This window comes from Streptomyces yatensis (assembly GCF_018069625.1).
GTDB lineage: Bacteria > Actinomycetota > Actinomycetes > Streptomycetales > Streptomycetaceae > Streptomyces > Streptomyces yatensis.
This window is the reverse complement of record NZ_CP072941.1, coordinates 4226648-4250942: the sequence shown is the minus strand read 5'-3', so window position 1 is coordinate 4250942 and position 24295 is coordinate 4226648. Positions and strand designations below refer to the sequence as shown.

Sequence of the window (24295 nt, the reverse complement as noted above, 5' to 3'; positions counted from 1 at the left end):
AGCGCGTCGATAACGGACAGCCGCGAACGAACGCGGCCTCCCTCGCCGAGCAACCCGGCAATTCTACCAACGGTAGAGGCCACCCCCGAACGGGAGTGGCCTCCAGACCCGGACAGAGCAGGTTAAGCCGCTCACGCCTGCTCCTCGAACAGGCTCGTAACCGAGCCATCCTCGAAGACCTCCTGCACCGCGCGAGCAATCGTCGGAGCCATCGACAACACCGTCACCTTGTCCAGCTCCACCTCACCCGGAGTCGGCAACGTATTGGTGAACACGAACTCACTGACCTTCGAGTTCTTCAGCCGATCCGCCGCCGGACCCGACAGCACACCATGCGTGGCCGTCACGATCACGTCCTCCGCACCATTGGCGAACAGCGCCTCCGCCGCCGCACAGATCGTGCCACCCGTGTCGATCATGTCGTCGACCAGCACACACACCCGGCCCCGCACATCACCGACCACCTCATGCACCGTGACCTGATTCGCCACATCCGGATCCCGCCGCTTGTGCACAATCGCCAGCGGCGCGCCCAGCCGGTCGCACCAGCGGTCCGCCACCCGCACCCGGCCGGCGTCCGGCGACACCACGGTCAGCTTCGACCGGTCGACCTTCGCACCCACATAGTCCGCGAGCACCGGCAGCGCGAACAGATGGTCCACCGGACCGTCGAAGAAGCCCTGGATCTGGTCCGTGTGCAGATCGACCGTGAGAATCCGGTCGGCACCCGCCGTCTTCAGCATGTCCGCGATCAACCGCGCCGAGATGGGCTCACGGCCACGGTGCTTCTTGTCCTGACGGGCATAGCCGTAGAACGGAACGATCACCGTGATCGAGCGCGCGGAAGCCCGCTTCAACGCATCGACCATGATGAGCTGCTCCATGATCCACTTATTGATCGGAGTCGTATGGCTCTGGATCAAAAAGCAGTCGGCACCGCGCGCGGACTCCTGGAAGCGAACGTAGATCTCGCCATTGGCGAAGTCGAATGCCTTGGTCGGGACCAAGCTGACGCCCAGCTCATGGGCGACCTCCTCGGCCAGCTCGGGGTGGGCGCGGCCGGAGAAGAACATCAGCTTCTTCTCGCCGGTCGTCTTGATCCCGGTCACAACAAGTCTCCTTGGATGTCACTTTGGTGCACTTCTCACCGTACGCCCCGCACGACGTACCTGTGCACATGTCACTGCTGGCCCTCGTCCTCCCGACGAGCGGCCTCGGCGGCCCGTGCCGCGGCACTTCCGGGACGCTTGCGGGCGACCCAGCCCTCGATATTCCGCTGCTGTCCGCGTGCGACGGCGAGCGAGCCCGGGGGCACATCCTTGGTGATGACCGAGCCGGCGGCGGTATAAGCCCCGTCCCCGATCGTGACGGGAGCCACAAGCATGTTGTCGGCCCCGGTCCGGCAATGACTGCCGATGGTGGTGTGGTGCTTGTGCACACCGTCGTAGTTCACGAAGACGCTCGCCGCACCGATATTGGTCTGCTCACCGATCGTCGCATCGCCCACATAGGACAAATGCGGCACCTTCGTGCCCTCGCCGATCGTCGCGTTCTTCATCTCCACATACGTGCCCGCCTTGGCCTTCGCACCCAGCCGAGTCCCCGGACGCAGATACGCGTACGGCCCCACACTCGCCCCCGCGCCGACCACCGCACCGTCCGCCACCGTGAACGCCACCACCGCGCCCGCCCCGACCGCGGTGTCCGTGAGCCGGGAATTCGGCCCCACCTCGGCATCCGCGGCCAGATGGGTGGCCCCCAGCAACTGGGTACCCGGGTGCACCAGCGCATCCGGCTCGAAAGTGACCGTCACATCGATCCACGTGGTGGCCGGATCCACGACCGTCACCCCGCTCAGCATCGCCCGCTCCAGCAACCGGTCGTTCAGCAGCCGGCGCGCCTCCGCCAGCTGCACCCGATTGTTGATCCCCACGATCTCCCGGTGATCCGCCGCCACACACGCGCCCACCCGATGCCCGGCCTCGCGCAGAATGCCCAGCACATCCGTGAGGTACTCCTCACCCTGGCTGTTGTCGGTGCGCACCTTGCCGAGGGCGTCCGTGAGCAGCTGCGCGTCAAAGGCGAAGACCCCGGAGTTGATCTCACGGATCGCGCGCTGCGCGTCGGTCGCGTCCTTGTGCTCCACGATCGCGGTCACGGCGCCGTTCGCGTCGTCCCGCACGATCCGGCCGTAACCGGTGGCGTCGGGGACCTCGGCGCTCAGCACGGTCACGGCGTTCCCGTCGCCGGAGTGCGCCGCGGCGAGCCGCTGGAGCGTCTCACCGGTCAGCAGCGGCGTATCACCACAGACGACGATCACGGTGCCGTCGAGGGCGACCCCGCTGTCGGACAGCTCCTCCAGACCCATCCGGACGGCGTGCCCGGTGCCGTTCTGCTCATGCTGGACGGCGGTGCGCACCTCCGCGTCGATCTCGGCCAGATGCGCGGTGACCTGCTCCCGGGCGTGGCCGACCACGACGACGAGATGCTCGGGCGAGAGCTCGCGGGAGGCGGCTACGACGTGCCCGACGAGGGAGCGGCCGCAGAGGGCGTGCAGAACCTTCGGGGTCGCCGATTTCATGCGGGTGCCCTCACCCGCTGCGAGGACGACGACGGCGGCCGGGCGGTTGGCGCTCACGGGTGTGCCCTTCGGCTTCGGGGGTGGACACCCGCAGGATACCGAGAGGTTTCCGGGCGGAAAGGAAGGAGGGTCCCGAGCCGGACGGTCGGGACCCGGGAAAACGGAATATGAAGCTCCCCCGCCAGGACTCGAACCTGGAACAACCGGACCAAAACCGGTCGTGTTGCCGATTACACCACAGGGGATGGCAAAAGTGCCAAATCGGACAATCCGCTAGATCGTCGACCTGGCCCCCACCACTATGCCGTACCACCAGCCTTCAATGCGACGGTATAGGTCAGCGCTCTTGAGGACGCGAACCACCAGACAGCCCCGGTATCCCTCGCCCACGTTCTTGCGGACCGTCTTCGGGTTGTGCTTCTTCAGCGTCGTTCTCTCGAGGGCGGTGACGTCCACGCCGATGGCCTCTGCCCAGTAGCGTTCCGCGTCGGCGACCTGGGCGGATTCATGGATCATGACGCGATAGCGCAGTCGTTCGGGCTCGACGCCGAGCAGGGACAGCCAGGCCAGATAGAGTTGGATCATGTCGGGGTCGCTGTTGATGAAGGTGGCCTTTTCTGTGGGATTGTGCGGCTTGCTCTTCGCGCCCTCGGACCAGTAGAGCCCCACCCCCACCAGGAAGAGCTCCCGGTCGGTGAGCTCGCCGACCTCCCTCGCGGCGGCGAGCTTCCTCTGCTGCCGTTCGATCTCCCGCTGCCGCATCGTCGCCTCCCACCCCCGCTTTGCGATCGCCGACGCCTCCTCCCGGGTGCGGGTCGGTCGGTCCGGTTTCGGCAGGTCGCGGACCCAGAGCGAGATGGAGCTCTTGGAGCAGCCGAGCTCCAGCTGGATCCTGTCGTAGGTCATCCCCCGCAGCCGCATCTCGCGGGCTCTGGCCCGGAGGTCGTCCTTGGCGTTGGGGCGCTTGGTCCACTCGGGTGGCGGCTCGCCCTCCAGGAGGCGGTTCAGGATGTCGTTGTTGCTGACCTTCAGCCGGTCGCGGATCTGTCTGCGGCTCATCCCCTCTTTCCGTAACGCGATCGCCCGTTCTCTCAGTTCTTCGAACGTGGTCGACCCGTCGAGGAGGCCGCCCATGCTGTCGCCGTCGCGGCGTCGTGGTGCGTTCATGGCCACAGGGTCGTTCGACATCCGGACGTGCCGGGTCGAAAACGTGGGCGATTCATTCGTTCGAGTTAAATGGGCGGTTTTGCCTGATGTTCGAGTCTCTTATGCGCCGCCGTGTCCCCGGGAAAAGCGCTGGCGCCCGGCCGTAGGCTGGTCGCTATGAGTTCGACGGGGGAAGAGGCGACGGGCGCGCGGGGCGTGCCCGTGGGGCCGTGGTGGTGGTCGCGGCGGCGGAGTATGGGGCTCGATGTCCTGCTCGCCGTGGCGTCGGCGGTGGAGTGTGCCGTTGAGGGTGTCTTTTTCGCACATGATGCCCGGATTCCGGTCGCCCTCGGGGTGCTGATCGGGGTGGTCGTCGGGGCCACGCTGGTGTTGCGGCGGCGCTGGGCGATCGCCGTGGTGCTGATATCGATCGCGATCACGCCCGCCGAGATGGGTCTGCTGCTCGGTGTCGTGTCGTTGTACACGCTGGCGTCGTCCGAGGTGCCGCGCCGGATCACGGCGTTGCTGGCCGGGATGGCGGCGGTGGGGAGTTTCCTCGTCACGGTGATCGGTCTTCGGCGGGACAATCCGCAAAGTGGTCTGGGGACCTCCGTGTGGGAGGCCCCGATGTTCGCCATGGTGCTCACGTTGGGGCTGACGGCTCCGCCGGTGCTGTTGGGGTTGTATGTCCGGGCGCGGCGGCGGTTGGTGGAGAGTCTGCGGGAGCGGGCGGACGGTTTGGAGCGGGAGCTGTCGCTGCTGGCGGAGCGGGCGGAGGAGCGGGCGGAGTGGGCGCGTAATGAGGAGCGGACTCGGATCGCGCGGGAGATGCATGACGTGGTGGCGCACCGGGTGAGTTTGATGGTGGTGCATGCGGCGGCGTTGCAGGCGGTGGCGCTGAAGGATCCGGAGAAGGCGTCGAAGAACGCGGCGCTGGTGGGCGATATGGGGCGGCAGGCGCTGACGGAGTTGCGGCAGATGTTGGGGGTGCTGCGGTCGGAGGATGGTCTGCGGGCTCCGGGTGCGGGGTCGGCCGCTGTCGCGTCGGGGCCGGTGTCCGCTGCGGGGGATCGGGTCGCGGATGTGGCCGGGTCTTCTGTGGATGTCGATGGTTCGTCCGCGGGTGTTGCGGAGGAGCGGCCGCTGGCGTCGGTGGCGGCGGCGGCTTCGGCGGCTGCTCGGGCCGCGGGGTCGGTGGGGAGGGATGTGGGGGTGCTCGGGGGGCCGCGGCTGGCGGAGCTGGAGGCGCTGGTGGGGCAGTCCCGGGCGGCGGGGATGGCGGTGGAGCTGTCGGTGGAGGGTGAGGAGCGGCGGTATGCGGCTCCGGTGGAGCAGACGGCGTATCGGGTGGTGCAGGAGGCGTTGACCAACGTCCATAAGCATGCTCCGGGTGCGAGTGCCCGGGTTCGGGTGGCGCATCGTTCGGCCGAGATCGCGGTGCAGGTGGAGAACGGGCCGTCGGAGCGGGGTGCGGCGGATGCCGGGTTGCCGAGTGGGGGGAATGGTCTGGTGGGGATGCGGGAGCGGGTTTCGACGCTCGGTGGGGGTTTTGTGTCGGGGGCCACGGAGGCGGGTGGTTTCCGTGTGTCGGCGGTCATTCCGGATGGCACGGATGGCACGGATGACGGCGACGGCAGGGATGACGGCGACGGCAGGGATGACGCGGATCACACCGGCAGTGTGGATGAGAAGGATCACACGGACTGCGGGGATCGGCCGGAGGGCCGCCCGATGGATGGCGCGGCGGCCGAGGGGCGCGGCGGGGGTGTGGAGCGGGCGCAGCGCGCCTAGTGCCGGTGGCCTGCCGGATGGTGCGGGGTGCGTGGGTTATGCGCGGGCCAGTCTGGCCGGGAGTGCGCCGGTGACGAGGGTGCTGAGGGCGGCGTCGAGGGTGGGGCCGAGGTACCAGTCTCCGGTGTGGTCGAGGCTGTAGACCCGGCCTTCCGCGTCGATGGTGAGCAGTGCCTGTCCGTCGGATTCTTCGCCCAGGGGGCAGATTTCGGTTTCGAGGGCGTGGCCCAGGTCGCCGAGGGTGCGGGCGAGGTGGAGGCCGTGCAGGGGGTCGATGCGGAAGGGGGTGGGGGCGATTTCGCGGCCCGTGCCGGGTGGCTGGATGTGGAGTCCGCCGAATTCGGCCCAGGCTTCGACGGCGGCCGGGAAGACGGTGTGGCGGTGGCCTGCGGGGGAGGTGTGGGCGCGGAGGGTGTCGGCCCAGATTTCGGCGCGGTGCATGTCCCAGCGGCCGGGTTGCCAGCCGGCGTCGCGGAGGGCGGCGTCGACGGCGACGGAGAAGCGGGTGACGTCCAGGCGGTCGATGGGTTGTCGGGCCGGGCGTGTCGGCGGTGTCTGTGCCGCCTCCGGGGCCTGTGGTGCTTGTGGTGCCTGATGTGCCTGGTTCATGGGGTCTCACCCACCGTCCGTACGCCGAAGTGGGCCAGGAGTGCGGCGCAGGACAGGCAGGGCGGGGCGTAGCTGCCGTGCTGGGGGTCGCCTGCTTCGCGGATTCTGCGGGTGGTGAGTTTGGCGTGTTTGAGGGAGCGGCGGGCTTCACCCTGGGTGAGCGGTTTGCGGGAGGCGCGTTTGGAGCGGGCTGCTTCGACGTTGGCCAGGTGGCGGGAGAGCAGGATCGCTTCGGGGCAGCGTCCGGTGAAACGTTCGCGCTGGCCGCTGGCGAGTGCGTCGAGGAATTCCTGGACTAGTGGGTGGAGGGTGGGCGGCTGTTCGGCCTTGCCTCCGGTGCAGGTCAGCGTCTCGCCGCGGACGGAGAGCGCGGCCGCGACGGCGGGCAGGATGCCGTCGCGGCGGCGGTTGAGCGGCGGTGGGCCGGCGTCGGGGTCGACGCTGCTCCATCTCAGCCGGGGGTCGCCGGCCGCGAGGGCGGCGCCGTCGCCGCCTCCGTTGCTCTGCGTGATGTGCATGTGGTGGATCCCTCCCTGTGCAATCCCCCGGTTGCAATGATCAGATTGCCAAATCCCGCGGGCGCTGCGGTAGTCCGGGCCTGAACGACCTGGTGGGGGCGGAGGCCGTCATGAGGGGGGATGGCCGCCCGGTTCGGCCGGTTGCGTCACCGCATAGGCTGTGCCCAGTAGCCAGCATCAGCAGGGGGCAACCGCCATGACGACAGGTCGGCTCGGGCAGCATGCCGCGCCACCGAACACGGCCTACGCCGGGCAGGTCGTGCACTTCCCGGATCCCGTCCGGGCCGCGCGCCACCCCAAGGGCGTCCGAGTGGACGAACACGGCTTTCCGGACTTTTCGCCGTATGCGCGTGCGGCCGCCGAAATCGCCGAGCCCCCGGAGGGGTTCGGCGTCGACGAGCTGCGGCTGACGGACTATGTGTCGGCGAACGCGGCACTGCACGCCACCGGCCATGAGCTGTGGAACGGGGCGTCGGCGGTGGCCACGCCGCACGGCTGGACCTGGCACCACGTGGTCGGCACCCGCCGGATGGAGCTGGTTCCGGTCGAGGTCAAGGCGCTGCTGCGGCATCACGGTGGGCTTGCGACGGCGCAGGTGGACCAGGAGAAGCGGGGCACTCGCCCGCTGCAGGAGACCCGGCCGATTCATGTGGGCCTGCCGCTGAGGGGCATTTCGGTCACCGAGGAGCAGGTGCTCGGTGTCGAGGAGGACCTGGGCTATCGGCTGCCGGAGTCGTACCGCGCCTTCCTCAAGGCGGCGGGCGGCTGCGCACCGGTCGGCACGGCGCTGGATCCGGAGCTGGGGCTGCTGATCGACCAGCCGTTCTTCACGGTGCGCGACGAGGCGGCGGTCAATGACCTCGTCTATATCAACAAGTGTCTGCGGGATCACTTCACCAAGGACTATCTGGGCGTGGGTTTCGTCCAGGGTGGTGTGATCGCGGTCAAGGTGAAGGGTGACGCGATCGGCTCGGTGTGGTTCTGTGCGTATGACGACGCGCGGGACCGTGACGGCTGGACGGTCCAGGAGCGGGTGGGGCGGCTGTTGCTGCCGTGCGGCGACGACTTCGACGCCTTCCTGCTCCGGCTGGCGGGCAATCCGCCGGAGCTGGAGACCGTGGCGAACCTGATGGTGGACGGTGGATTCGCGTACGCCGTCCCGGTGGAGGGGTGAGCGCGATGGTGACCTTCGCACAGGCGCAGGAGCGCGCGGAACTCTGGATCAACGGCGATGTGCCGGCTTATCAGCAGCGCGAGGCGCGGGTCCGGGAGTTCGATCTGGGCTTTGTGGTCTGGGCCGAGGACCGGGCGGACGGGCCGGTCTCGGGCCGGGGGGCCGAGGGCACGCGGATGGTGATCGCCCGCGACAGCGGCGAGACCACGCTGTGGCCGGGGCTTCCGGTGGGTGAGGTGATCCGCCGTTACGAGGAGCGGTACGGCACGACGGACGGCTCCCGTGACGAGTCCACCACCGGCCGGCAGCAGCGCATCGACTTGAACGCGACGTCCTTCCTGCTCACTCCGCCGGAGTGGCTGCAGGAGGCGGCGGACGCGATGAGCGGCCGGCCCGAGGGGTCGGCGGACGTTCCAGGGCAGCGGCCGGGGGCGGAGCCGGGCGGGGGCGCGCCCGATGCCTCCGCGCCGGTGTCGGCCTCTTCCGCCGCTTCGGCTCCTCCTGCCCCTTCCACGCCTTCCGCTCCTTCTGCTTCTCCTGCTCCTTCCGCCGCTTCGGCCGCTCCGCCTCCGGAGGACGACTGGCCGTCGGCCGGTGGTCCCGGGGCCGGGCCCGGGGTGTCGGCACCCCGGATCTCGGGCGAGGACGACTGGCCGTCGGACGGCGGGGCGCGGAGCGCCGCGCCGGGTGCGCCCCACAGCACACCGGGCGCGCCGCCTGTTCCGGGTCCGCCCGCTGCGCCTGGGCCCGTTCCGCCCGGGCCTGTTCCGGGTGCGCCTGTTTCCGGCGGTCCTGTTCCGGGTGCGCCGCAGGGGCGGGGTGGGGCCGTGGACGACTGGCCGTCCGACGGTGTCGCGCGCCCGCTCGCGGCCGGCTCGCAGCAGGACGCCCGGTCCGGTTCCGGTGCCCCGTCCGGGGGCGAGGGCCGGCAGGGCGCGCCGCCTCCGTCCGGTGGGGCGGGCCCCGGCGGTGCGAGCCCGTGGGCCCCGCCCGTGCCGGACGCCGGTATGCCCTCCTCGGGGAGCCAGGCAGGCAACGCGGCGAAGCCCGGCGACAGTACGCCGTGGGCCGGTACGGACATCAAGGGCGACGACGACCGCTCGGTCGCCCCGCCCGCCACGGTCTTCGCGCCGCCGCTCGCGGGCTCCGACGACGAGGACACTCCGCCGCCGGGTGTACGGCCCGACGCCAAGACCGAGTTGATGTCCGGCGGCAGCTCGCTGCCGCCCACCGCCATCGCCCCGTCCCTCGACTTCCCGGAGCAGCAGGGCGGCCCCGGCGCCGGCCAGGGTGCCAACCCGGGTGATATCGCGGACGCCGCCACCCGCAAGGCGGGCGGCGGTGCGATGCCTCCGCCGCCCGGTGCGCCGGGGGCACCCGGCGCCCGGCCGGGTGCGGACTCCGCGCCGCCGCCCGCGCCGTCGGGGCCCGGTGCCCCCGGCGCTCCGGCCGGGGGGTACGTACCGACGCAGCTGGTCTCGCAGCTCGGCCCCGACGGCCCCGGTGGCGGCCCGCAGCCGCCCGGCCCGCCCGGCCCTCCTGGTCCGCCCGGCCCTCCCGGTACGCCCGGTGCGCCCGGTGGTGGTCAGACGCCGCCTCCGCCGGGTGTGCCCGGTGCGCCCGGTGGTGGGGTGCATGCCGCCGCGACGATGCTCGCGGGTGGTCCGGGTGTGCCCGGTGGCCAGGCCCCGCCCCCGGGCGCCCCGCAGCCACCTGGTCCGCCCGGTCCTCCCGGCCCCCCTGGTCCGCCCGGCCCTCCCGGTACGCCCGGTGCGCCCGGTGGTGGTCAGACGCCGCCTCCGCCGGGTGTGCCCGGTGCGCCCGGTGGTGGGGTGCATGCCGCCGCGACGATGCTCGCGGGTGGTCCGGGTGTGCCCGGTGGCCAGACCCCGCCCCCCGGCGCTCCGGGCCAGGGTGCCCCATCCGGCCCGCAGCCGCCCGGCCCACCCGGTGTCCCCGGTGCGGGTGGTCCGCAGACGCCGCCGCCCCCGCCGGGCGCGGGCGGGCCGCCGTATCCGGGTGGACCGGGCGCGCCGGGCGCTCCCGGTATGCCTCCGCCCGCCGGTGCTCCGGTGCAGGGCCTGGCCCCGCCGCCGGGTATGCCCGCTCCGGGTACGCCCGCTCCGGGGATGCCCGCCCCCGGCACATCCGCGCCGGGCACCCCTGCCCCGGGGATGCCCGCCCCGGGTACGCCCGCTCCCGGCACGCCCGTGCCGGGTATGGGGTCGCAGCCCGGCTATGCGTATCCGCCGCCGCCCCCCGGTCAGCCGACCGTGGGTCCGGGCTATATGGCGGTGCTGCGCTACCGCGCGCAGGACGGTTCGGAGCAGCAGCTGATCCGCCGTTCGGCGCCCGGGACGCCGCATCCGGAGTGGCAGATCCTGCATGAGCTGCGGGCGATGAACGTGCCGCCGCAGCAGGTGCTGGAGCTGCACACCGAGTTGGAGTCCTGTGATCTGCCCGGTGGTTACTGCGCCCGGATGATCCGGGAGAGCTGGCCGCAGGTGCGGATCAGCCACACCGCTCCGTACGGCCGTGATCACGCGACCCGGCAGCAGGGTGTGCGTCATCTGCTGGAGCACCAGGGCGAGCTGCACCAGGTGGCGGACGGCCCGGCCCGTCCGGCGCCGAACCGGGTGCCGCTGCCGCATCCCAGCCAGGTCCAGCCGATTCCGCCGGTGCCGCCGGAGGGTCTGGCGCATGAGCTGGGCCAGGCGTTCGGGCCGCAGGGCATCGTCCGCTTCGACCAGCGGGCGGTGTCGCGGATGGGCGTTCCGGAGGTGGTGGCGCAGACGCTGGTGTGGGCGGGGCTGCCGCTGGACTTCGGTCCGTTCTTCTGGGCGCAGGCGCAGGCGGGCCGTCCGGTGCCGACGCTGGCGGAGCTGGCGGCGGAGCGTGGGGTGCAGCCCGCGTCGGACGCGGGTTCGTACCTGGTCATGGGCAATGACTTCGGCCGTCAGCTGTGTGTGCAGTACGGCACGGCGAACATCGTGGCGGTGCCGCTGGAGGCGACGCCGCAGCCGACGCCGCCGCAGTTCGTGAACACCGGGCTGCCGGAGTTCGTGCGCTGCATGGCGCTGCTGGGCCGGATGTGGCGGCTGCGGTACGGGCTGACGCCGGACCAGGCGGGCCGGTGGACGGTGGACTTCCAGGCGCAGCTCGCGGGTCTGGATCCGGCGGCGTTGTCGGCTCCGGACAACTGGTGGGCGGTGCTGCTGGAGCAGATGTGGGACGGTCTGTTGTAGGTCCGTCCGCGCGGCTGTGACCGCGCGCACCGCAGGAATGGCGATCGAGGCGCCCGACCCCCGTGACGGGGGCGGGCGCCTCGTCGTTGTTGTCACCGGCGGCGGTCCCGGCCGGAGGTTTGGGCGGAGTGTCGCGTTATGGGGGATGAGAGGCCATCTATAAAGATGTGCGCCGAAGCGCGTTGCATACCGGACAAAAGGGGTTCCAAGGATGGGCGCATCGGTGTCACGTCAGGGCTTCACCATCGTCGGCGGACGGGGCCGTGGCTACCGGCCCGCGCAGGTCGACCACTATGTGGCGGAGCTGTCCGAGGCGCGGGACGCGGCGTGGGAGCGCGCCGCGCGCCTGACCGTGCTGGCCAATGAGCTGACCGCCGAGGCGGAGCGGCTGCGCGAGGTGATCGCCCAACTGGCCCCCCAGACCTATGAGTCGCTCGGCGACCGGGCCCAGCTGATCCTCATGGCGGCCGAGGAGGAGGTCGTCTGTCTGCGGGCGGCGGCCGAGGCGTCGGCGCAGGAGGAGTGGGAGGCGGCGCAGGTGGTGGCCCGTTCGGTGCGGGACGCCGCCCGTGACGAGGCAGAGCGGGTCCGCGAGGCCGCCGAGGTGGCGGCGCGCGCCACCCTGGAGTCGGCCCAGGTGGATGTGGACGAGCTGCGGGCCGTCTCGCGGCAGGACGCCAAGGAGTGGCGGACCCAGGCGCTGGCGGAGCTGAAGGAGATGCGGCAGCGCGCCGCCGGGATCCTGGCCGAGCAGGAGCGGGAGCACGCCGAGCGGTGGGAGGCGGCGGGCCGTGAAGTGGCCGAGCGGGACAACGCGATGACGGCCCGGCTGGCCCAGCTGGAGGAGTACGCCCAGGCGACGCTCGCCGACGCCAAGCGGGAGTACGGGATGGCCGAGCAGGCGGCGCGGCTGCGGCAGGAGGACGCGCAGGCGCAGGCGGCGGAGATCATCGCGCAGGCGCGGGCCCGCGAGGAGCGTCTGGCGCGGGAGACGGAGCGGACGTTGCGCGAGCATGTGGAGCGGCGTGAGGAGCTCAAGGCGCATCTGGAGCATGTGCGCGGCAGCCTGGCGGCGCTGACCGGTAGGCCGGTGGCGGCGGAGGACGCGGCGGCGGCGCCGCGCCCCGAGTCCTGACCGCAGCGCGGGGTCTCGCGGACGCTGCGGTGGCGCCCCGTCCCGAGTCCTGACCGCATCGCAGGGTCTCGCGGACGCTGCGGCGGCGCCGCGCCCCGAGTCCTGACCGCACCGCCGGGCTTCGCGGAGGCGGCCCGGAGCACGCTGGGACCCGGGTGCCGTCGGCCCCGTCAGGATTCCGTCTCGGCCTCGGCCTCGGTGCGGACCGGGAAGCGGCGCGGGGCGAGGAACACCAGGACCAGCAGCGCCAGCAGCGCGGCGGTCGCCGAGCCCAGGTAGACGTGGTCGACGGCGGTGTCCACGGCCCGCCGCAGATAGCCGGCCGCCTGGTCGGTGAGGGCGCCGGGGTGTTCCAGGGCGCGGGAGACCGAGTCCAGGTCGTCGGGCAGCCCCGGCCGGATGGCGTCGGGGGCTTCGGTGAGCCGGGAGGCGAGGGTCGCGTTGGCGACGGCCCCGAAGAGCGCCGCCCCGAGGCTCTGGCCGACCTGGCGGCAGAAGAGGATCGAGGCGGTGGCGGTGCCGCGCTCGGCCCATTCGACGGACGACTGCACTCCGATGATCAGCGGCAGCTGGAAGAGCCCGAGGGCGCCCCCGAGCAGCAGCATGATCAGCGCGGGCTGCCAGGCGGCGCCGGGGTAGGGGAGGAGGGGGAAGGCGGCCAGGATCACGGTGGCGGCCGTCATGCCGGTGATGGCGCAGCGCCGGAAGCCGACGCGGTTGTAGACGCGGCTGCTGAGCGCGGCCGCGATCGGCCAGCTCAGCGTCATCGTGGAGAGCACGAAACCGGCCGGTATCGGTCCGAGTCCCAGCACCGACTGGGCGTAGGTGGGCAGGAAGACGGTCGGGGCGATCATCAGCAGGCCGAGTGCGGCGAAGGCGAGGTTGACCGCCGAGATGGTGCGGCGGCGCCAGACCCAGCCGGGGATGATCGGTTCGGCGGCGCGCCGTTCGATCCATACGGTGGCCGCGGCGCATACGGCGGCGCCGCCGAGCATGGTGAGGGAGGGGGCGGACAGCCAGTCCCAGGCCACCCCGCCCTGGACGAGGGCGGTGAGCAGCAGTCCGCCGGTGAGGAAGACGCCGAGCGCCCCGGCCCAGTCGATCCTGGGGCGGCCCTCCCGGTGCCGTCGCGGTTCGTGCAGATGGCGGGTGATGAGGAGGAACGCCAGGGCGCCGACCGGCAGGTTGATGAGGAAGATCCAGCGCCAGTCGGCGTATCCGGCGAGCACTCCGCCGATCGCGGGGCCCGCCACGGAGGAGAGCGCCCAGACGGAGGAGAGCCTGGCCTGGATCTTGGGGCGTTCCTTGAGCGGGTAGAGGTCGGCGGCGACGACCTGGATGGTGCCCTGGAGTGCCCCGCCGCCCAGTCCCTGGACGATCCGGAAGGCGATGAGGGAGGCCATGTTCCAGGCGGCGGCGCACAGCAGTGAGCCGATGAGGAAGACCACGATGCCCGCGAGCAGGATGGGTTTGCGGCCGAAGGTGTCGGAGAGCTTTCCGTACAGCGGCAGGGAGACGGTGACGGCGAGCAGATAGCCGGAGAAGAGCCAGGAGAAGACGGAGAAGCCGCCGAGGTCGCCGACGATCTGCGGTACGGCGGTGGAGATGATGGTCGAGTCGAGCGCGGCCAGCGCCATGCCGAGCATGAGGGCGGCGGCGACGGGGCGGCGGCCGCGGGGGGTGGGGGCGCCGGGGTGCGGCTGGGGTGCGGGGGGTTTGGGGTCAGCGTCCATCGGCCGTCGTGCGGTGCCGCCCACGGTGGCGCGCTCCCTTCGCCGGTACGCGCCGGCACGTGTCCCTGATGTTCGTACGAGGGACGCTCGTACGCACGATTCTTGTACGACCCACGATTCCATGGCGGGACAGGCTGGGGGAAGAACGCATCCGGGCTGTCCAGAAGGCCCGGCTTGAGCCTGACGTGGCGGAAGGGTGCAGTATTCACCCTGAGTCCGGGTCAGTCTCAGGACTCACTCCCCTAGGGGATGCCCACCCTGTACTCCTACTCCCGGTTCGTCCGGGCGGATGAGGAGCCTGTCGTCCCGGCTTCATAAGGTTGCTACGGGCTGCGCGACCGAGGGGGTGGGGCTAGCCCTACCGCTGAGAGGGAGTCCTTCCCCATCGCGGAGGTTCCCGGATCACGGCAATCTTGATGCCGTGATCGGGGAGCGACATCGCCGATCGAATACTGAAGGAGAACGAGCGTGACAACGGCTGTATCGATTCCCAGGACCGGGGGCAGCGGAGGACATACGGCCGTCGCCGCCCGTGCACGTCAGGTGGTCAAGGCGTATGGCTCGGGGGAGACCCGGGTGGTGGCCTTGGACCATGTGGACGTGGACATCGCCCGTGGGCAGTACACCGCGATCATGGGCCCGTCCGGCTCCGGCAAGTCGACGCTGATGCACTGCCTGGCCGGTCTGGACACCGTCAGCTCCGGGCAGATCTTCATCGACGAGACCGAGATCACCGGGCTGAAGGACAAGAAGCTCACCAAGCTGCGCCGGGACCGGATCGGCTTCATCTTCCAGGCGTTCAACCTGCTGCCGACGCTCACCGCGATCGAGAACATCACGCTGCCGATGGACATCGCGGGCCGTAAGCCCGACCGGGCCTGGCTGGACCGGGTGGTGGAGACCGTGGGCCTGGCCGGCCGGCTCAAGCACCGTCCGAACCAGCTCTCCGGCGGTCAGCAGCAGCGCGTGGCGGTGGCCCGCGCCCTCGCCGCCCGCCCCGAGATCATCTTCGGCGACGAGCCGACCGGAAACCTGGACTCGCGGGCCGGTGCCGAGGTGCTGGGCTTCCTCAAGCGGTCGGTGGACGAGCTGGGCCAGACCATCGTGATGGTCACCCACGACCCGGTCGCCGCCTCCTACGCCAACCGTGTGCTGTACCTGGCCGACGGCCGGATCGTCGACGAGATGTACAACCCGACGGCCGATCTGGTCCTGGAGCGCATGAAGCACTTCGACGCGCGAGGACGGGTGTCATGACCGTCCTCAAGACCTCACTGCGCAACTTCGTCGCCCATAAGGGGCGGATGGCGCTGTCGGCGATCGCCGTGCTGCTGTCGGTGGCGTTCGTCTGCGGCACGCTCGTCTTCACCGACACCACCAACGCCACGTTCGACAAGCTCTTCGCGAGCACCGCCTCCGATGTCACGGTCAGCCCGAAGGGCGCCAGCGACAACGACACCCGGCAGGGCCGGATCCGCTCGCTGCCCGGTTCGGAGCTGGCGCGGCTGAAGCAGGTGGACGGCGTCAAGTCGGTGATCGGCGACGCCACCAGCCAGTCGATCACCGCCGCCGACCGCAACGACAACAGCATCGGCTCGGACTCCGGCGCCCCGACCATCGGCACCAACTGGGACCCGACCGAGACCCGCTCGGTCCAGGTCACCTCCGGTCACGCGCCGCGCGGCCCGACCGAGGTGATGGTCGACGCCGACACCGCGAAGAACAAGAAGCTGAAGCTGGGCGACGAGATGCGGATCATCGCCATCCCCGGCGAGTTCCGCGCGAAGATCGTCGGCATCGCCACGTTCCAGGTGACCAACCCCGGCGCCACGCTGGTCTTCATGGACACCGACACCGCGCAGCGCAAGCTGCTCGGCGCTCCCGGGGTGTACTCCAGCTACATGCTCACCGCCCAGCCGGGCGTCAGCCATGACCAGCTGAAGAAGAACGTGCTGGCCGACCTCGGCACCGGTGTGAAGGTGCAGACGAAGGCCGAGTCCAGCAAGGAGGCCGAGGACGACATCGGCTCGTTCCTGGACGTCATGAAGTACGCGATGCTCGGCTTCGCCGGGATCGCCGTCCTGGTCGGCATCTTCCTGATCGTCAACACCTTCTCGATGCTGGTCGCCCAGCGCACCCGTGAGATCGGCCTGATGCGGGCCATCGGCTCCAGCCGGAAGCAGATCAACCGGTCGGTGCTGATCGAGGCGCTGCTGCTGGGCATCGTCGGCTCGATCCTCGGTGTCCTCGGCGGCGTCGGCCTCGCGGTCGGCCTGATGAAGATCATGGGCAGTGCGGGTCTGCATCTGAGCACCGACCAGCTGACGGTGAAGCCCACCACGCCCATCATCGGCATCGGTATCGGCGTCATCGTCACCGTCATCGCGGCCTACATCCCCGCCCGCCGGGCCGGGAAGATCTCCCCGATGGCGGCCCTGCGCGACGCGGGCACCCCGGCGGACAGCAGGGCCGGCTGGATCCGCGGCGTGATCGGCACCCTGCTCACCGCGGGTGGCGCGGCCGCCCTGGTGGTGGCGGGGAACGCGGACAAGGCCGTCGACGGCTCGATGTTCCTGGGCCTGGGCGTGGTGCTGACGCTCATCGGCTTCATCGTCATCGGCCCGCTGCTGGCCGGTCTGGTGGTCCGCGCGCTGGCCACCGTCGTCCTGCGGATCTTCGGCCCGGTCGGCCGGCTGGCCGAGCGCAACGCGCTGCGCAACCCGCGGCGCACCGGCGCCACCGGCGCGGCCCTGATGATCGGCCTGGCGCTGGTCGCCTGTCTGTCGGTGGTGGGCTCCTCGATGGTCGCCTCGGCCACCGATGAGCTGGACAAGTCGGTGGGCGCGGACTTCATCATCCAGTCCGACATGGGCCAGCCGATCACCGAGGGGATCGAGAAGTCGGTGCGCCAGGCCAAGGGCCTGAAGCACATCAGCGAGGCCAAGGACATCGAGGGCACCAAGCTCACCCTGCCGGACGGCAAGACGGTCACCAAGGACCTCTCGGCCGCCAGCCCGACGTACGCGGAGGACCTGCGCACCCCGGTCGTCGAGGGTGATCTGGCCGCCGCCTACGGCAAGGACGCCATGTCGGTGCCGGAGGGCTTCGCCAAGGACCACAAGGTGAAGAAGGGCGACACGCTGACCGTCGCCTTCAAGGAGGGCCGGACCGCCAAGCTGACCGTCGCCGCGATCACCTCGGACGACGTCAGCCTCGACAAGGGCGCGATGTACCTCAACATCGCCACCGTCGAGGATTATGTGCCCGCCAAGCTGATCCCGGCGGACGTCATGATGCTGGCGCAGGCCAAGGACGGCCAGGAGGACGCGGCGTACGCGTCCCTCAAGGACCGGCTGCACCACTACCCGTCGGTGAAGGTGCGCGACCAGACCGACTACAAGCAGGAGGTCAAGGACCAGGTCGGTCAGCTGCTCAACCTGGTCTACGGACTGCTGGCGCTGGCGATCATCGTCGCCGTCCTCGGTGTGGTGAACACCCTGGCCCTGTCGGTGGTCGAGCGGACCCGTGAGATCGGCCTGATGCGCGCCATCGGCGTCTCCCGCCGCCAGATGCGCCGCATGATCCGGCTGGAGTCCGTGGTCATCGCGCTCTTCGGCGCGCTGCTGGGGCTGGGTCTGGGCATGGGCTGGGGAACCACGGCCCAGAAGCTGCTGGCGCTGGAGGGTCTGAAGTCCCTGGAGATCCCGTGGCCGACGATCATCACGGTCTTCATCGGCTCGGCCGTGGTGGGTCTGATCGCGGCGCTGGTCCCGGCCTTCCGGGCGGCGCGGATGAATGTGCTGAACGCGATCGCCACGGAATAGCGATAGCCAACGGGGGAAACGAGGCCGGCTGCCTTCGATGGGGGCCAGGGCAGCCGGCCCGGCGACCGGTCCGGTGCGCGACGGGGGAGCGCACCGGGCCGGCTTTTTTCTGTGCGGACATCCGCGATCGGCTCTCCGCGGATTGACGGACCGCCCCGCTCGGCCGCCGATGCGGTGGGTTTGACTTGGAGTGCGCTCCAACTCCTAGCGTGATCGTCACGACCACGAGGGAGGTACCCGATGTCCGCACTGCCCACCCGTCGCCTGGGCGCACTGACCGTCGCGGCCCAGGGCCTGGGCTGCATGGGAATGAGCCACGGCTACGGCGCCTCGGACGACGCCCAGTCGACCGCCACCCTCCACCGCGCCCTCGACCTCGGCGTCACCCTGCTGGACACCTCCGACTTCTACGGTTCGGGGCACAACGAGGAACTGCTCGGCCGGGCCCTGGCCGGACGCCGGGAGCAGGCGGTCCTGGCCACCAAGTTCGGCTTCGCCAACCGGCTCGGGGAGCCGACCGCCATCCGGGGCGACGCCGCCTACGTCCGCCGGGCGTGCGAGGCGTCGCTGCGGCGGCTCGGCGTCGACCACATCGACCTCTACTACCAGCACCGCGTGGACCCCGACGTCCCCATCGAGGAGACCGTCGGCGCGATGGCCGAGCTGGTCCAGGCGGGCAAGGTGCGCCACCTCGGCCTGTCCGAGGCGGGCGCGGACACCATCCGCCGCGCCCACGCGGTGCACCCCATCGCGGCGCTGCAGAGCGAATGGTCGCTGTGGACGCGGGACCTGGAGCACGAGATCGCCCCGGTCTGCCGTGAGCTCGGCATCGGCCTCGTCCCCTTCTCCCCGCTCGGCCGCGGCTTCCTCACCGGCCGCTACACCTCGACCGAGGGCCTGCCGGAGGGCGATGTGCGCCGCACCCAGCCCCGGTTCGCCGACGGCAACCTCGAGAAGAACCTGGCCATCGTCGGGAAGCTGAACGAACTGGCCGCCGAGAGGGGCGTCACGGCGGGTCAGCTCGCCCTCGCCTGGGTGCAGCACCGCGGCGACGACGTGGTCCCCATCCCGGGCACCCGGCGCCAGACGTACCTGGAGGAGAACCTGACCGCCGCCACCCTCGAGCTGTCGCCCGGGGAACTGGCCGCGATCGACGCCGCCGCCCCGGCCGACGAGGTCGCCGGCACCCGCTACGACGAGAAGAGCCTGGCCTTCGTCGACCGATGAGTTTGGCGGTGCAACGGGGTCTCAGGTGGTGAACGCATCACCCCAAGGGAGATCACCATGACCGAGACCGCGAAAGGCGCCCGTTTCACCGAGGTGGGCCGGGTCGCCGTCACCGTCGCCGATCAGGACCGGGCGCTGGAGTTCTATGTGGGCACGCTCGGCTTCGAGAAGCGTGCCGACACCCCCTTCGGCGACGGCCACCGCTGGATCGAGGTGGGCCCGGCCGGCGCCCCGACCGGGATCGCGCTCGTCCTGCCGCGCGAGGGCGGCCAGGGGCCGGGCTACGAGACCGGCATCATCCTCACCTCGGAGGACATCGACGCCGACCACGCGGCGCTGCGCTCGCGCGGCGTCGACACCGACCCGGAGGTCCAGCGCTGGGGCGGCCCGGTGCCGCCGATGTTCAGCTTCCGGGACGCGGACGGCAACGCGCTGATGGTCGTCGAGAACGGCTGACCGCACCGGGCCGGGAGGCGGTTGAGCAGCCGGGGCCGAGGGCCGGTTGCCCGGTGCCGGGTTGCCGAGTAGCCGGTGGAAGAGCCGGTCCGCGACGGGGGCGGACCGGCTCTCGCGTTCCGTGCGGCTACGACCCGTGGCGGCCCATGAGCTGGGCACGGACGCGCAGCAGGAGCCCGACCCAGCTGCGGTAGGGCCGCCAGCCGTCGGCGATCCCGGCCAGCCGGCCGATGTCACCGGAGACGGCCTCGTCGAGGCCGTACGCGGTGGCGAGGGCCGCGTGCAGGCGCGGTTCGTGGCGCGGGAAGACGTCGGGGTGCCCGGCGCCGCGGATGAGGATGAGCTCGGCGGAGAACGGGCCGATGCCGGGGAGGGTGCGCAGCGCCGCGAGGGCGTCGTCCACCGGCATCGCGCGCAGCCGTGCGGCGTCGAGCGCCCCGTCGTCGGCCGCCTCCGCCAGCGCGTGCAGCCGCTCGATCTTCACCTCGGTCAGCCCGGGGACCCGGGTGATCGCGCGCAGCACCGGCGGGGTGGGGAAGGCGTGCAGGGTACGGCCCGCGACCTGGACCCGCCGTCCGTACCGCTCGGCGAGGCGGGCCTTGATGGCGGCGGCCTGGGTCATACGGATGCGGTGGCCGATGACCGCCCATACGGCGGCCTCGTAGGGGGAGTGGAAGCACACCGGCCGAAGGCCCGGAGATTCCGCCATGAGCCCGGCCACCACGGGGTCGGCGGCGAGTTCGGGGAAGCCGCTTCCGTCGATGTCGAGCGAGAGGATACGGGCGAGCTGGGCCCGGACGGCCTCGTCGGGCCGGGACTCGGACTCGACGGATACGGGCCCGGCCCCGGCGGATACGGGCCGGGGCCCGGCGGACGCGGGGTCCGCCGGGGAGCCGTCCAGGTCGCCGTCCGGTGCGCCGGGATACACGGTGAACTCGGCCCGTACCGTGCCCGGTTCACCGTCCGCCGTCTCCTCCTGCCGCACCGCGGCCGCCACCGTCGAGTGGCCGTCGTCGGCGGGAAAGGCCAGGCGGAGCACCTCGTCCGCCGTGCCCGAATAGCTCGCGGGGGTGAAGCCCTCCAGGAAGCGGACGCTCGCCGCCAGCGAGAAGGGACCGGCCGGGGTGAGGGAGACGGCGGTCACGATCAGCCTCCGTGCGCGGTGATGGCGTAGCCCTCGGGGCCGATGAAGGTGAACGTGCGGCCGAACGGGCTGTCCTGCGGCGGGGCGACGATCGTCACCCCGGCGTCGGCGAGCTGGTCGTGCAGCGCCTGGGCGTCCGTGGTGCGGAACCACAGGGCCACGCCGAGACCGGGCCGTGCGACGTCGTCGAGGTCCACGCCCGGCAGCGGCTCGCGGACGGCGAACGGGATCGGCTCGGTGGCGAACACGACGGCACCGGGGGGCGAGGCCGGGGCCCGCCGCAGTCCGAGGTGCTTTTCGCAGAAGGCGGCCGCCGCCTCGACATCGCGGACCTGCAGGGCGATGAAGTCGGGGCCGTCAAGGGTGGCGGTCATGGGTCCTCCCCAGGTTGGTGATGTCAGGACTTTGACATTCACGGACTGTACGCACACCCCCTCCGCATGTCAAAATCCTGACATGGAAGACCGGACTCCCGTGGCCCCGCCGCACCCCGCCGACGACGTCACCGAACACGTGGGCTACCGCCTCAAGCGCGCCGCCGCGGCGCTGCGCGGCGCCATGGACAAGGCGCTGCGCGAACGCGGCCTGACGGTGCCGCAGTACGCCTGCCTGGAACTCCTCGACCAGCGACCCGGGCTGTCCAACGCCGAACTCGCCCGGGCCACCTTCGTCACCCGGCAGTCCATGAACGTCGTGCTGCGCGGCCTCCAGGACGCCGAGCTGATCTCCCGGCCCGCCACCACCGACCACGGCCGCGCCCTCCCCGCCCACCTCACCGAGGCCGGCCGCGAACGGCTCGAAGTGGCCCGGTCCGCCGTCTACGCCATCGAGCGGACGATGGTCGAGGCCTTCCCGCAACGGCGCCTGGCCGCCCTCCTCGCCGACCTCGACCGCATGGCGGAAGCCCTCGGCGGCTGAGTCCGCATCAGTCGCGGGGGAGCAGGGTGCCCAGCGGGCCGAGGTCCAGGTTGAGGTCCTCCGGCGTCAGCCCGTGCTGGTCGCACAGCTCCGCCATGCGCTGGTCGAGCAGCATCAGCGTGGTGCCGATGCGCTCGATCTGGTCGTCGGTGAGGCCGCCCGCGTCGATGCGGCGGATGGCCTGGCGCTCCATCAACTGGCGGAGGAGTTCGACGACCGTCAGCACGAGGGCCGCCAGGTCGCGGCCGACCGAGTCGCGGTCGATGTCGAGGCGGGTCGGGGACGGGGGCGTCGAGGGGCTCATAGCGGGCCGCTGTCGGTCCAGGGGGCCGGGACCCGTTCGTTGACCGAGGAGAGCAGGGCGTGCAGGGAGAGCCGGACGAGGGGGACCTCGGCGATCGCGATGACCAGGTCGCCGGTGACGACGACACCGGTGGCGAGCACCCGGTCGAGGAGGTCCACGAGGGGGACGCCGAGCGGTCCGAGGGCCTCGGCGGGGGTGCTTCCCCATGCCGGGGCCTCTTTGCGCGCGATGTCGGCGGGGGCCGCTTCCCATGCCGCTTTGGCCGGGGCGGCTTCCCAGGCGGCCCTGGTCATGGGGACATCCCTCCGCTGGTGCGTCTTTCGTCGGCGATCCGCCGGTCCGCGAGTCCCCCGTCGGCGAAGGAGTAGGGCGCCCACGGGCCGGAGAGCTCGATCTGGATGTCCGACTCGTCGCGGTGCAACGACGCGAGGGCGGCGCGCAGTTCGCGCTCCCGGCCCAGGTCGAGGAGGTAGGCCGCGTTCAGCACCTGGGTACGGTGCTTCCCGGTCACCTCGACGCCGTGCGGGCGCAGCCGGCGCGCGGCCACGGCGAGGCCACGGACGGCGGTGTCCACCCGCTCGGCGGCCCGCAGCGTCAGGGTGTGGCGCTGTTCGCGGCTCCGCTGCCGGGTGCGGACGCGGTCCAGATAGGCGCGGCCGCTGGCCTTTCCGTTCGCCGTACCGTTCGCCGGGGCGGTTTCCGGGGCGGGCGGCGGCGGTCCCGCCGGGGCGTAGACCTTGACGCCCCATTCGGCCCGGCCGGCGATCCGGTCCAGCGCGGTCAGGAGGGACGTCTCCCGTTCGCCCAGGGCCTCGCGGGCCCGGTCGTCGTCGAGATAGAGGGTGGCCAGCGGCAGCGGAACGGTGGGGGCCAGCGCCGCCGCCGCCGTGATCACCGTGTGGTGGGCGCGGGCGCAGCGTTCCAGCTCATCGTGGTCGGACAGCCGCCGCCGCAGCGCCTCTTCGCCGAACCCGGCCGCGGGCACGTCCTGGACGACGGCGGTGAGCGGTCCCGCCGTGAGCGTACGGACGGGGGCGCCGGTGTCGAGCCCGGGGAGCGCGGCCAGCGCCGTGAGGGCGCCGCCGCGGCAGACCGCGAAGGCGTAGGTGAGGGTGGGGGCCTCGGGTGGGGTCATCTGTCCGCGCCCTCCTCGGCCGTGGCGCCGACCGCGCTCAGCCGCTCATCGGAGTCCATGCGCGACTCCAGGGCGTGGAGCCGCATCCGCAGTTCCGCGTTCTCCTGGGCGAGGGCGTCCTTCGCGGCGCGCGAGGAGAGGGCGGGGTCGGTTTCCCACCAGTCGATTCCGGCCTTGCGGGCGGTGTCCACGGAGGAGATGAACAACCGCAGCCGGATGGTGAGCAGTTCGATGTCCAGCAGGTCGATCTTGATGTCTCCGGCGATCACGATGCCCTTGTCCAGGACGCGTTCGAGGATCTCGGCGAGGTCGGAGGAGGGCGGGCCGGTGGTCGGGGGAGGGATGCACGCGAGGTCGCGTTCAGTCATGGTGTCTCATCCTTGCCTTTCCTCCCTGGCTGCCTGAGCGCTCCAGCAGGTCCAGCAGCCGGTCCTCCTCCCGGTCGAATTCCTCCGGGCCGATCGCCCCTGATTCCAGGGCCTCGTTCAGCGCGGCCAGCCGGGCGCGCAGCACCGACGGATGGCACAGCTCCTCCTCCGCGACGTCCCGCACGCGCTCCGCGATCCACACCACCCCGCGCACCGGCGCCAGCGGGAAGAGGACGACCTGGCTCAGCACCCCCATGTCAGGCCCGGCCTTCCGCGAAGCTGTAGCAGGGCAGCGGTCCGGTGAGCCGCAGTTCGACCCGGTCGCGGTGGCCGGCCGCGAAGCGCTCCACCACGCCGTGGAACCGCCGCTCCTCGCGCCGGTCCAGCAGGAAGGAGACGTTGAGCACGCAGCCCTCGACCTCCGGGCCGTGCACCTTGGCGTCCGCCACGGCGGAGAGCTCCGCGAGCACCGCGGCCGCGGCGGCGGCCGCCCTGCGCCTGAGCCCGCGCGCCACGGCCTCGCCGAGCCGCACGCTGGCCTCGTACCCCGGGGCCCTGCGGGCTGCGGTGCGCAACCGGCTCACCTCGGGGTCCTCCCGTACCAGCGCGCCCAGGTCGGCCTCGGTGGGCAGCGCCTTGAGGTTCATCTCGACGCGCCCGTCGACGCGTTCGAGCGCGGCCAGGCAGTCGTTCTGGGACGACAGCAGCTGCTGCCGCACCGACTCCTCGTCGGGGGCGATCATCCCGAAGCGCATCGGCAGCACCGGCCCGTCCGTCGCCAGCGCCAGGGCGAGGTCCTGGTGGGCGAGGAGGTCGCGTCGCTTGGCGCGCAGCCGGGCGGGAGCGTCGCTGATCACCGCGGCCAGCGCTCCGGCCCGGAGGGTGCGGACCGGGGCGGGCCGCTCGCCCACTCCGGTGCGGCCGGGCGGCACCGCGTGGGAGGCGCGGACGACGCCGTAGACGTACACGCTCCGGGGCGCGGTCATG

Annotated in this window: 23 protein-coding genes and 1 tRNA gene; 9 read left to right on the top strand and 15 right to left on the bottom strand. The window is 71.7% G+C overall.

The features are described from left to right. Nucleotides 1–131 precede the first annotated feature (131 nt). From J8403_RS17395 to J8403_RS17380, 4 genes are all read right to left on the bottom strand, one after another. Complete coding sequence (locus J8403_RS17395; RefSeq protein WP_211123994.1) at nucleotides 132–1109, bottom strand: ribose-phosphate diphosphokinase; 978 nt, start codon at nucleotides 1107–1109, stop codon at nucleotides 132–134. 71 nt (nucleotides 1110–1180) lie between these two features. Beyond that, nucleotides 1181–2638 carry a bifunctional UDP-N-acetylglucosamine diphosphorylase/glucosamine-1-phosphate N-acetyltransferase GlmU gene (gene glmU, locus J8403_RS17390; protein ID WP_211123993.1) on the bottom strand — a complete coding sequence of 486 codons (1458 nt, stop codon included), beginning with the start codon at nucleotides 2636–2638 and terminating at the stop codon, nucleotides 1181–1183. 116 nt (nucleotides 2639–2754) lie between these two features. Continuing rightward, nucleotides 2755–2826 (bottom strand) — tRNA-Gln (locus J8403_RS17385). 28 nt (nucleotides 2827–2854) lie between these two features. Continuing rightward, the gene (locus J8403_RS17380) at nucleotides 2855–3715 is read right to left on the bottom strand and encodes a hypothetical protein (RefSeq protein ID WP_211128299.1); all 861 of its coding nucleotides are present in this window, start codon (nucleotides 3713–3715) and stop codon (nucleotides 2855–2857) included. 189 nt (nucleotides 3716–3904) lie between these two features. Here J8403_RS17380 and J8403_RS17375 point away from each other — a divergent pair, with 189 nt between their 5' ends. Continuing rightward, on the top strand, nucleotides 3905–5518 hold the full coding sequence (locus J8403_RS17375; RefSeq protein ID WP_211123992.1) for a sensor histidine kinase: 1614 nt from the start codon (nucleotides 3905–3907) through the stop codon (nucleotides 5516–5518). Between the two features lie 36 nt (nucleotides 5519–5554). Here J8403_RS17375 and J8403_RS17370 read toward each other — a convergent pair whose 3' ends face one another. Continuing rightward, nucleotides 5555–6127 (bottom strand): SUKH-3 domain-containing protein, encoded by a 573-nt coding sequence (locus J8403_RS17370; protein ID WP_246585876.1) that lies wholly within the window; start codon nucleotides 6125–6127, stop codon nucleotides 5555–5557. Beyond that, complete coding sequence (locus J8403_RS17365) at nucleotides 6124–6645, bottom strand: YwqJ-related putative deaminase (protein ID WP_211123991.1); 522 nt, start codon at nucleotides 6643–6645, stop codon at nucleotides 6124–6126. The genes J8403_RS17370 and J8403_RS17365 overlap by 4 nt, the downstream gene beginning before the upstream one ends. Before the next feature lie 196 nt (nucleotides 6646–6841). Here J8403_RS17365 and J8403_RS17360 point away from each other — a divergent pair, with 196 nt between their 5' ends. The 3 genes from J8403_RS17360 to J8403_RS17350 all read left to right on the top strand — a co-directional run bounded on the left by J8403_RS17360 (nucleotide 6842) and on the right by J8403_RS17350 (nucleotide 12199). Beyond that, nucleotides 6842–7819, top strand: coding sequence for an HNH endonuclease (locus J8403_RS17360; RefSeq protein WP_211123990.1), 978 nt, complete (start codon nucleotides 6842–6844; stop codon nucleotides 7817–7819). Between the two features lie 5 nt (nucleotides 7820–7824). After that, on the top strand, nucleotides 7825–11064 hold the full coding sequence (locus tag J8403_RS17355; RefSeq protein WP_211123989.1) for an SUKH-4 family immunity protein: 3240 nt from the start codon (nucleotides 7825–7827) through the stop codon (nucleotides 11062–11064). A gap of 211 nt (nucleotides 11065–11275) precedes the next feature. Next, on the top strand, nucleotides 11276–12199 hold the full coding sequence (locus J8403_RS17350; protein ID WP_211123988.1) for a coiled-coil domain-containing protein: 924 nt from the start codon (nucleotides 11276–11278) through the stop codon (nucleotides 12197–12199). A 170-nt stretch (nucleotides 12200–12369) separates the two neighbouring features. On the opposite strand, the gene J8403_RS17345 is transcribed toward J8403_RS17350, so the two are convergent. Further along, nucleotides 12370–13932 (bottom strand): MFS transporter, encoded by a 1563-nt coding sequence (locus J8403_RS17345; RefSeq protein ID WP_246586345.1) that lies wholly within the window; start codon nucleotides 13930–13932, stop codon nucleotides 12370–12372. A 468-nt stretch (nucleotides 13933–14400) separates the two neighbouring features. Between J8403_RS17345 and J8403_RS17340 the strand changes: the two genes are divergently transcribed. From J8403_RS17340 to J8403_RS17325, 4 genes are all read left to right on the top strand, one after another. Then, nucleotides 14401–15189: an ABC transporter ATP-binding protein gene (locus tag J8403_RS17340; RefSeq protein WP_211123986.1), complete on the top strand. Its 789-nt coding sequence runs from the start codon at nucleotides 14401–14403 to the stop codon at nucleotides 15187–15189. After that, nucleotides 15186–17756: an ABC transporter permease gene (locus tag J8403_RS17335; RefSeq protein WP_211123985.1), complete on the top strand. Its 2571-nt coding sequence runs from the start codon at nucleotides 15186–15188 to the stop codon at nucleotides 17754–17756. The genes J8403_RS17340 and J8403_RS17335 overlap by 4 nt, the downstream gene beginning before the upstream one ends. Nucleotides 17757–17996: 240 nt before the next feature. Further along, on the top strand, nucleotides 17997–18983 hold the full coding sequence (locus J8403_RS17330; RefSeq protein WP_211123984.1) for an aldo/keto reductase: 987 nt from the start codon (nucleotides 17997–17999) through the stop codon (nucleotides 18981–18983). A 57-nt stretch (nucleotides 18984–19040) separates the two neighbouring features. Beyond that, nucleotides 19041–19439, top strand: a complete 399-nt coding sequence (locus J8403_RS17325) for a VOC family protein (RefSeq protein WP_211123983.1) — start codon at nucleotides 19041–19043, stop codon at nucleotides 19437–19439. Between the two features lie 127 nt (nucleotides 19440–19566). On the opposite strand, the gene J8403_RS17320 is transcribed toward J8403_RS17325, so the two are convergent. Both J8403_RS17320 and J8403_RS17315 read right to left on the bottom strand, forming a co-directional pair. Next, the gene (locus J8403_RS17320; RefSeq protein ID WP_211123982.1) at nucleotides 19567–20583 is read right to left on the bottom strand and encodes a DNA-3-methyladenine glycosylase family protein; all 1017 of its coding nucleotides are present in this window, start codon (nucleotides 20581–20583) and stop codon (nucleotides 19567–19569) included. Nucleotides 20584–20585: 2 nt separating this feature from the next. Continuing rightward, a complete protein-coding gene (locus J8403_RS17315; RefSeq protein ID WP_211123981.1) occupies nucleotides 20586–20957 on the bottom strand; it encodes a VOC family protein in 372 nt (123 codons plus the stop codon). Between the two features lie 82 nt (nucleotides 20958–21039). Between J8403_RS17315 and J8403_RS17310 the strand changes: the two genes are divergently transcribed. Beyond that, nucleotides 21040–21501 carry a MarR family winged helix-turn-helix transcriptional regulator gene (locus tag J8403_RS17310; RefSeq protein ID WP_211123980.1) on the top strand — a complete coding sequence of 154 codons (462 nt, stop codon included), beginning with the start codon at nucleotides 21040–21042 and terminating at the stop codon, nucleotides 21499–21501. 7 nt (nucleotides 21502–21508) lie between these two features. Here the strand turns inward: J8403_RS17310 and J8403_RS17305 are convergent, their stop codons facing one another. From J8403_RS17305 to J8403_RS17280, 6 genes are read right to left on the bottom strand one after another with little or no spacing between them, the layout of a single operon-like run. Continuing rightward, nucleotides 21509–21805, bottom strand: coding sequence for a gas vesicle protein K (locus J8403_RS17305; protein ID WP_211123979.1), 297 nt, complete (start codon nucleotides 21803–21805; stop codon nucleotides 21509–21511). Then, nucleotides 21802–22035, bottom strand: a complete 234-nt coding sequence (locus J8403_RS17300) for a gas vesicle protein (protein ID WP_211128297.1) — start codon at nucleotides 22033–22035, stop codon at nucleotides 21802–21804. The genes J8403_RS17305 and J8403_RS17300 overlap by 4 nt, the downstream gene beginning before the upstream one ends. A gap of 59 nt (nucleotides 22036–22094) precedes the next feature. Continuing rightward, on the bottom strand, nucleotides 22095–22940 hold the full coding sequence (locus J8403_RS17295) for a GvpL/GvpF family gas vesicle protein (RefSeq protein WP_211123978.1): 846 nt from the start codon (nucleotides 22938–22940) through the stop codon (nucleotides 22095–22097). Beyond that, nucleotides 22937–23308 carry a gas vesicle protein gene (locus tag J8403_RS17290; protein ID WP_211123977.1) on the bottom strand — a complete coding sequence of 124 codons (372 nt, stop codon included), beginning with the start codon at nucleotides 23306–23308 and terminating at the stop codon, nucleotides 22937–22939. Before J8403_RS17290 ends, J8403_RS17295 begins: the two co-directional genes overlap by 4 nt. Continuing rightward, the gene (locus J8403_RS17285; protein ID WP_211123976.1) at nucleotides 23301–23564 is read right to left on the bottom strand and encodes a gas vesicle protein GvpG; all 264 of its coding nucleotides are present in this window, start codon (nucleotides 23562–23564) and stop codon (nucleotides 23301–23303) included. The genes J8403_RS17290 and J8403_RS17285 overlap by 8 nt, the downstream gene beginning before the upstream one ends. Nucleotide 23565: 1 nt before the next feature. Further along, nucleotides 23566–24294 (bottom strand): GvpL/GvpF family gas vesicle protein, encoded by a 729-nt coding sequence (locus J8403_RS17280; RefSeq protein WP_211123975.1) that lies wholly within the window; start codon nucleotides 24292–24294, stop codon nucleotides 23566–23568. Nucleotide 24295: the final 1 nt, after the last annotated feature.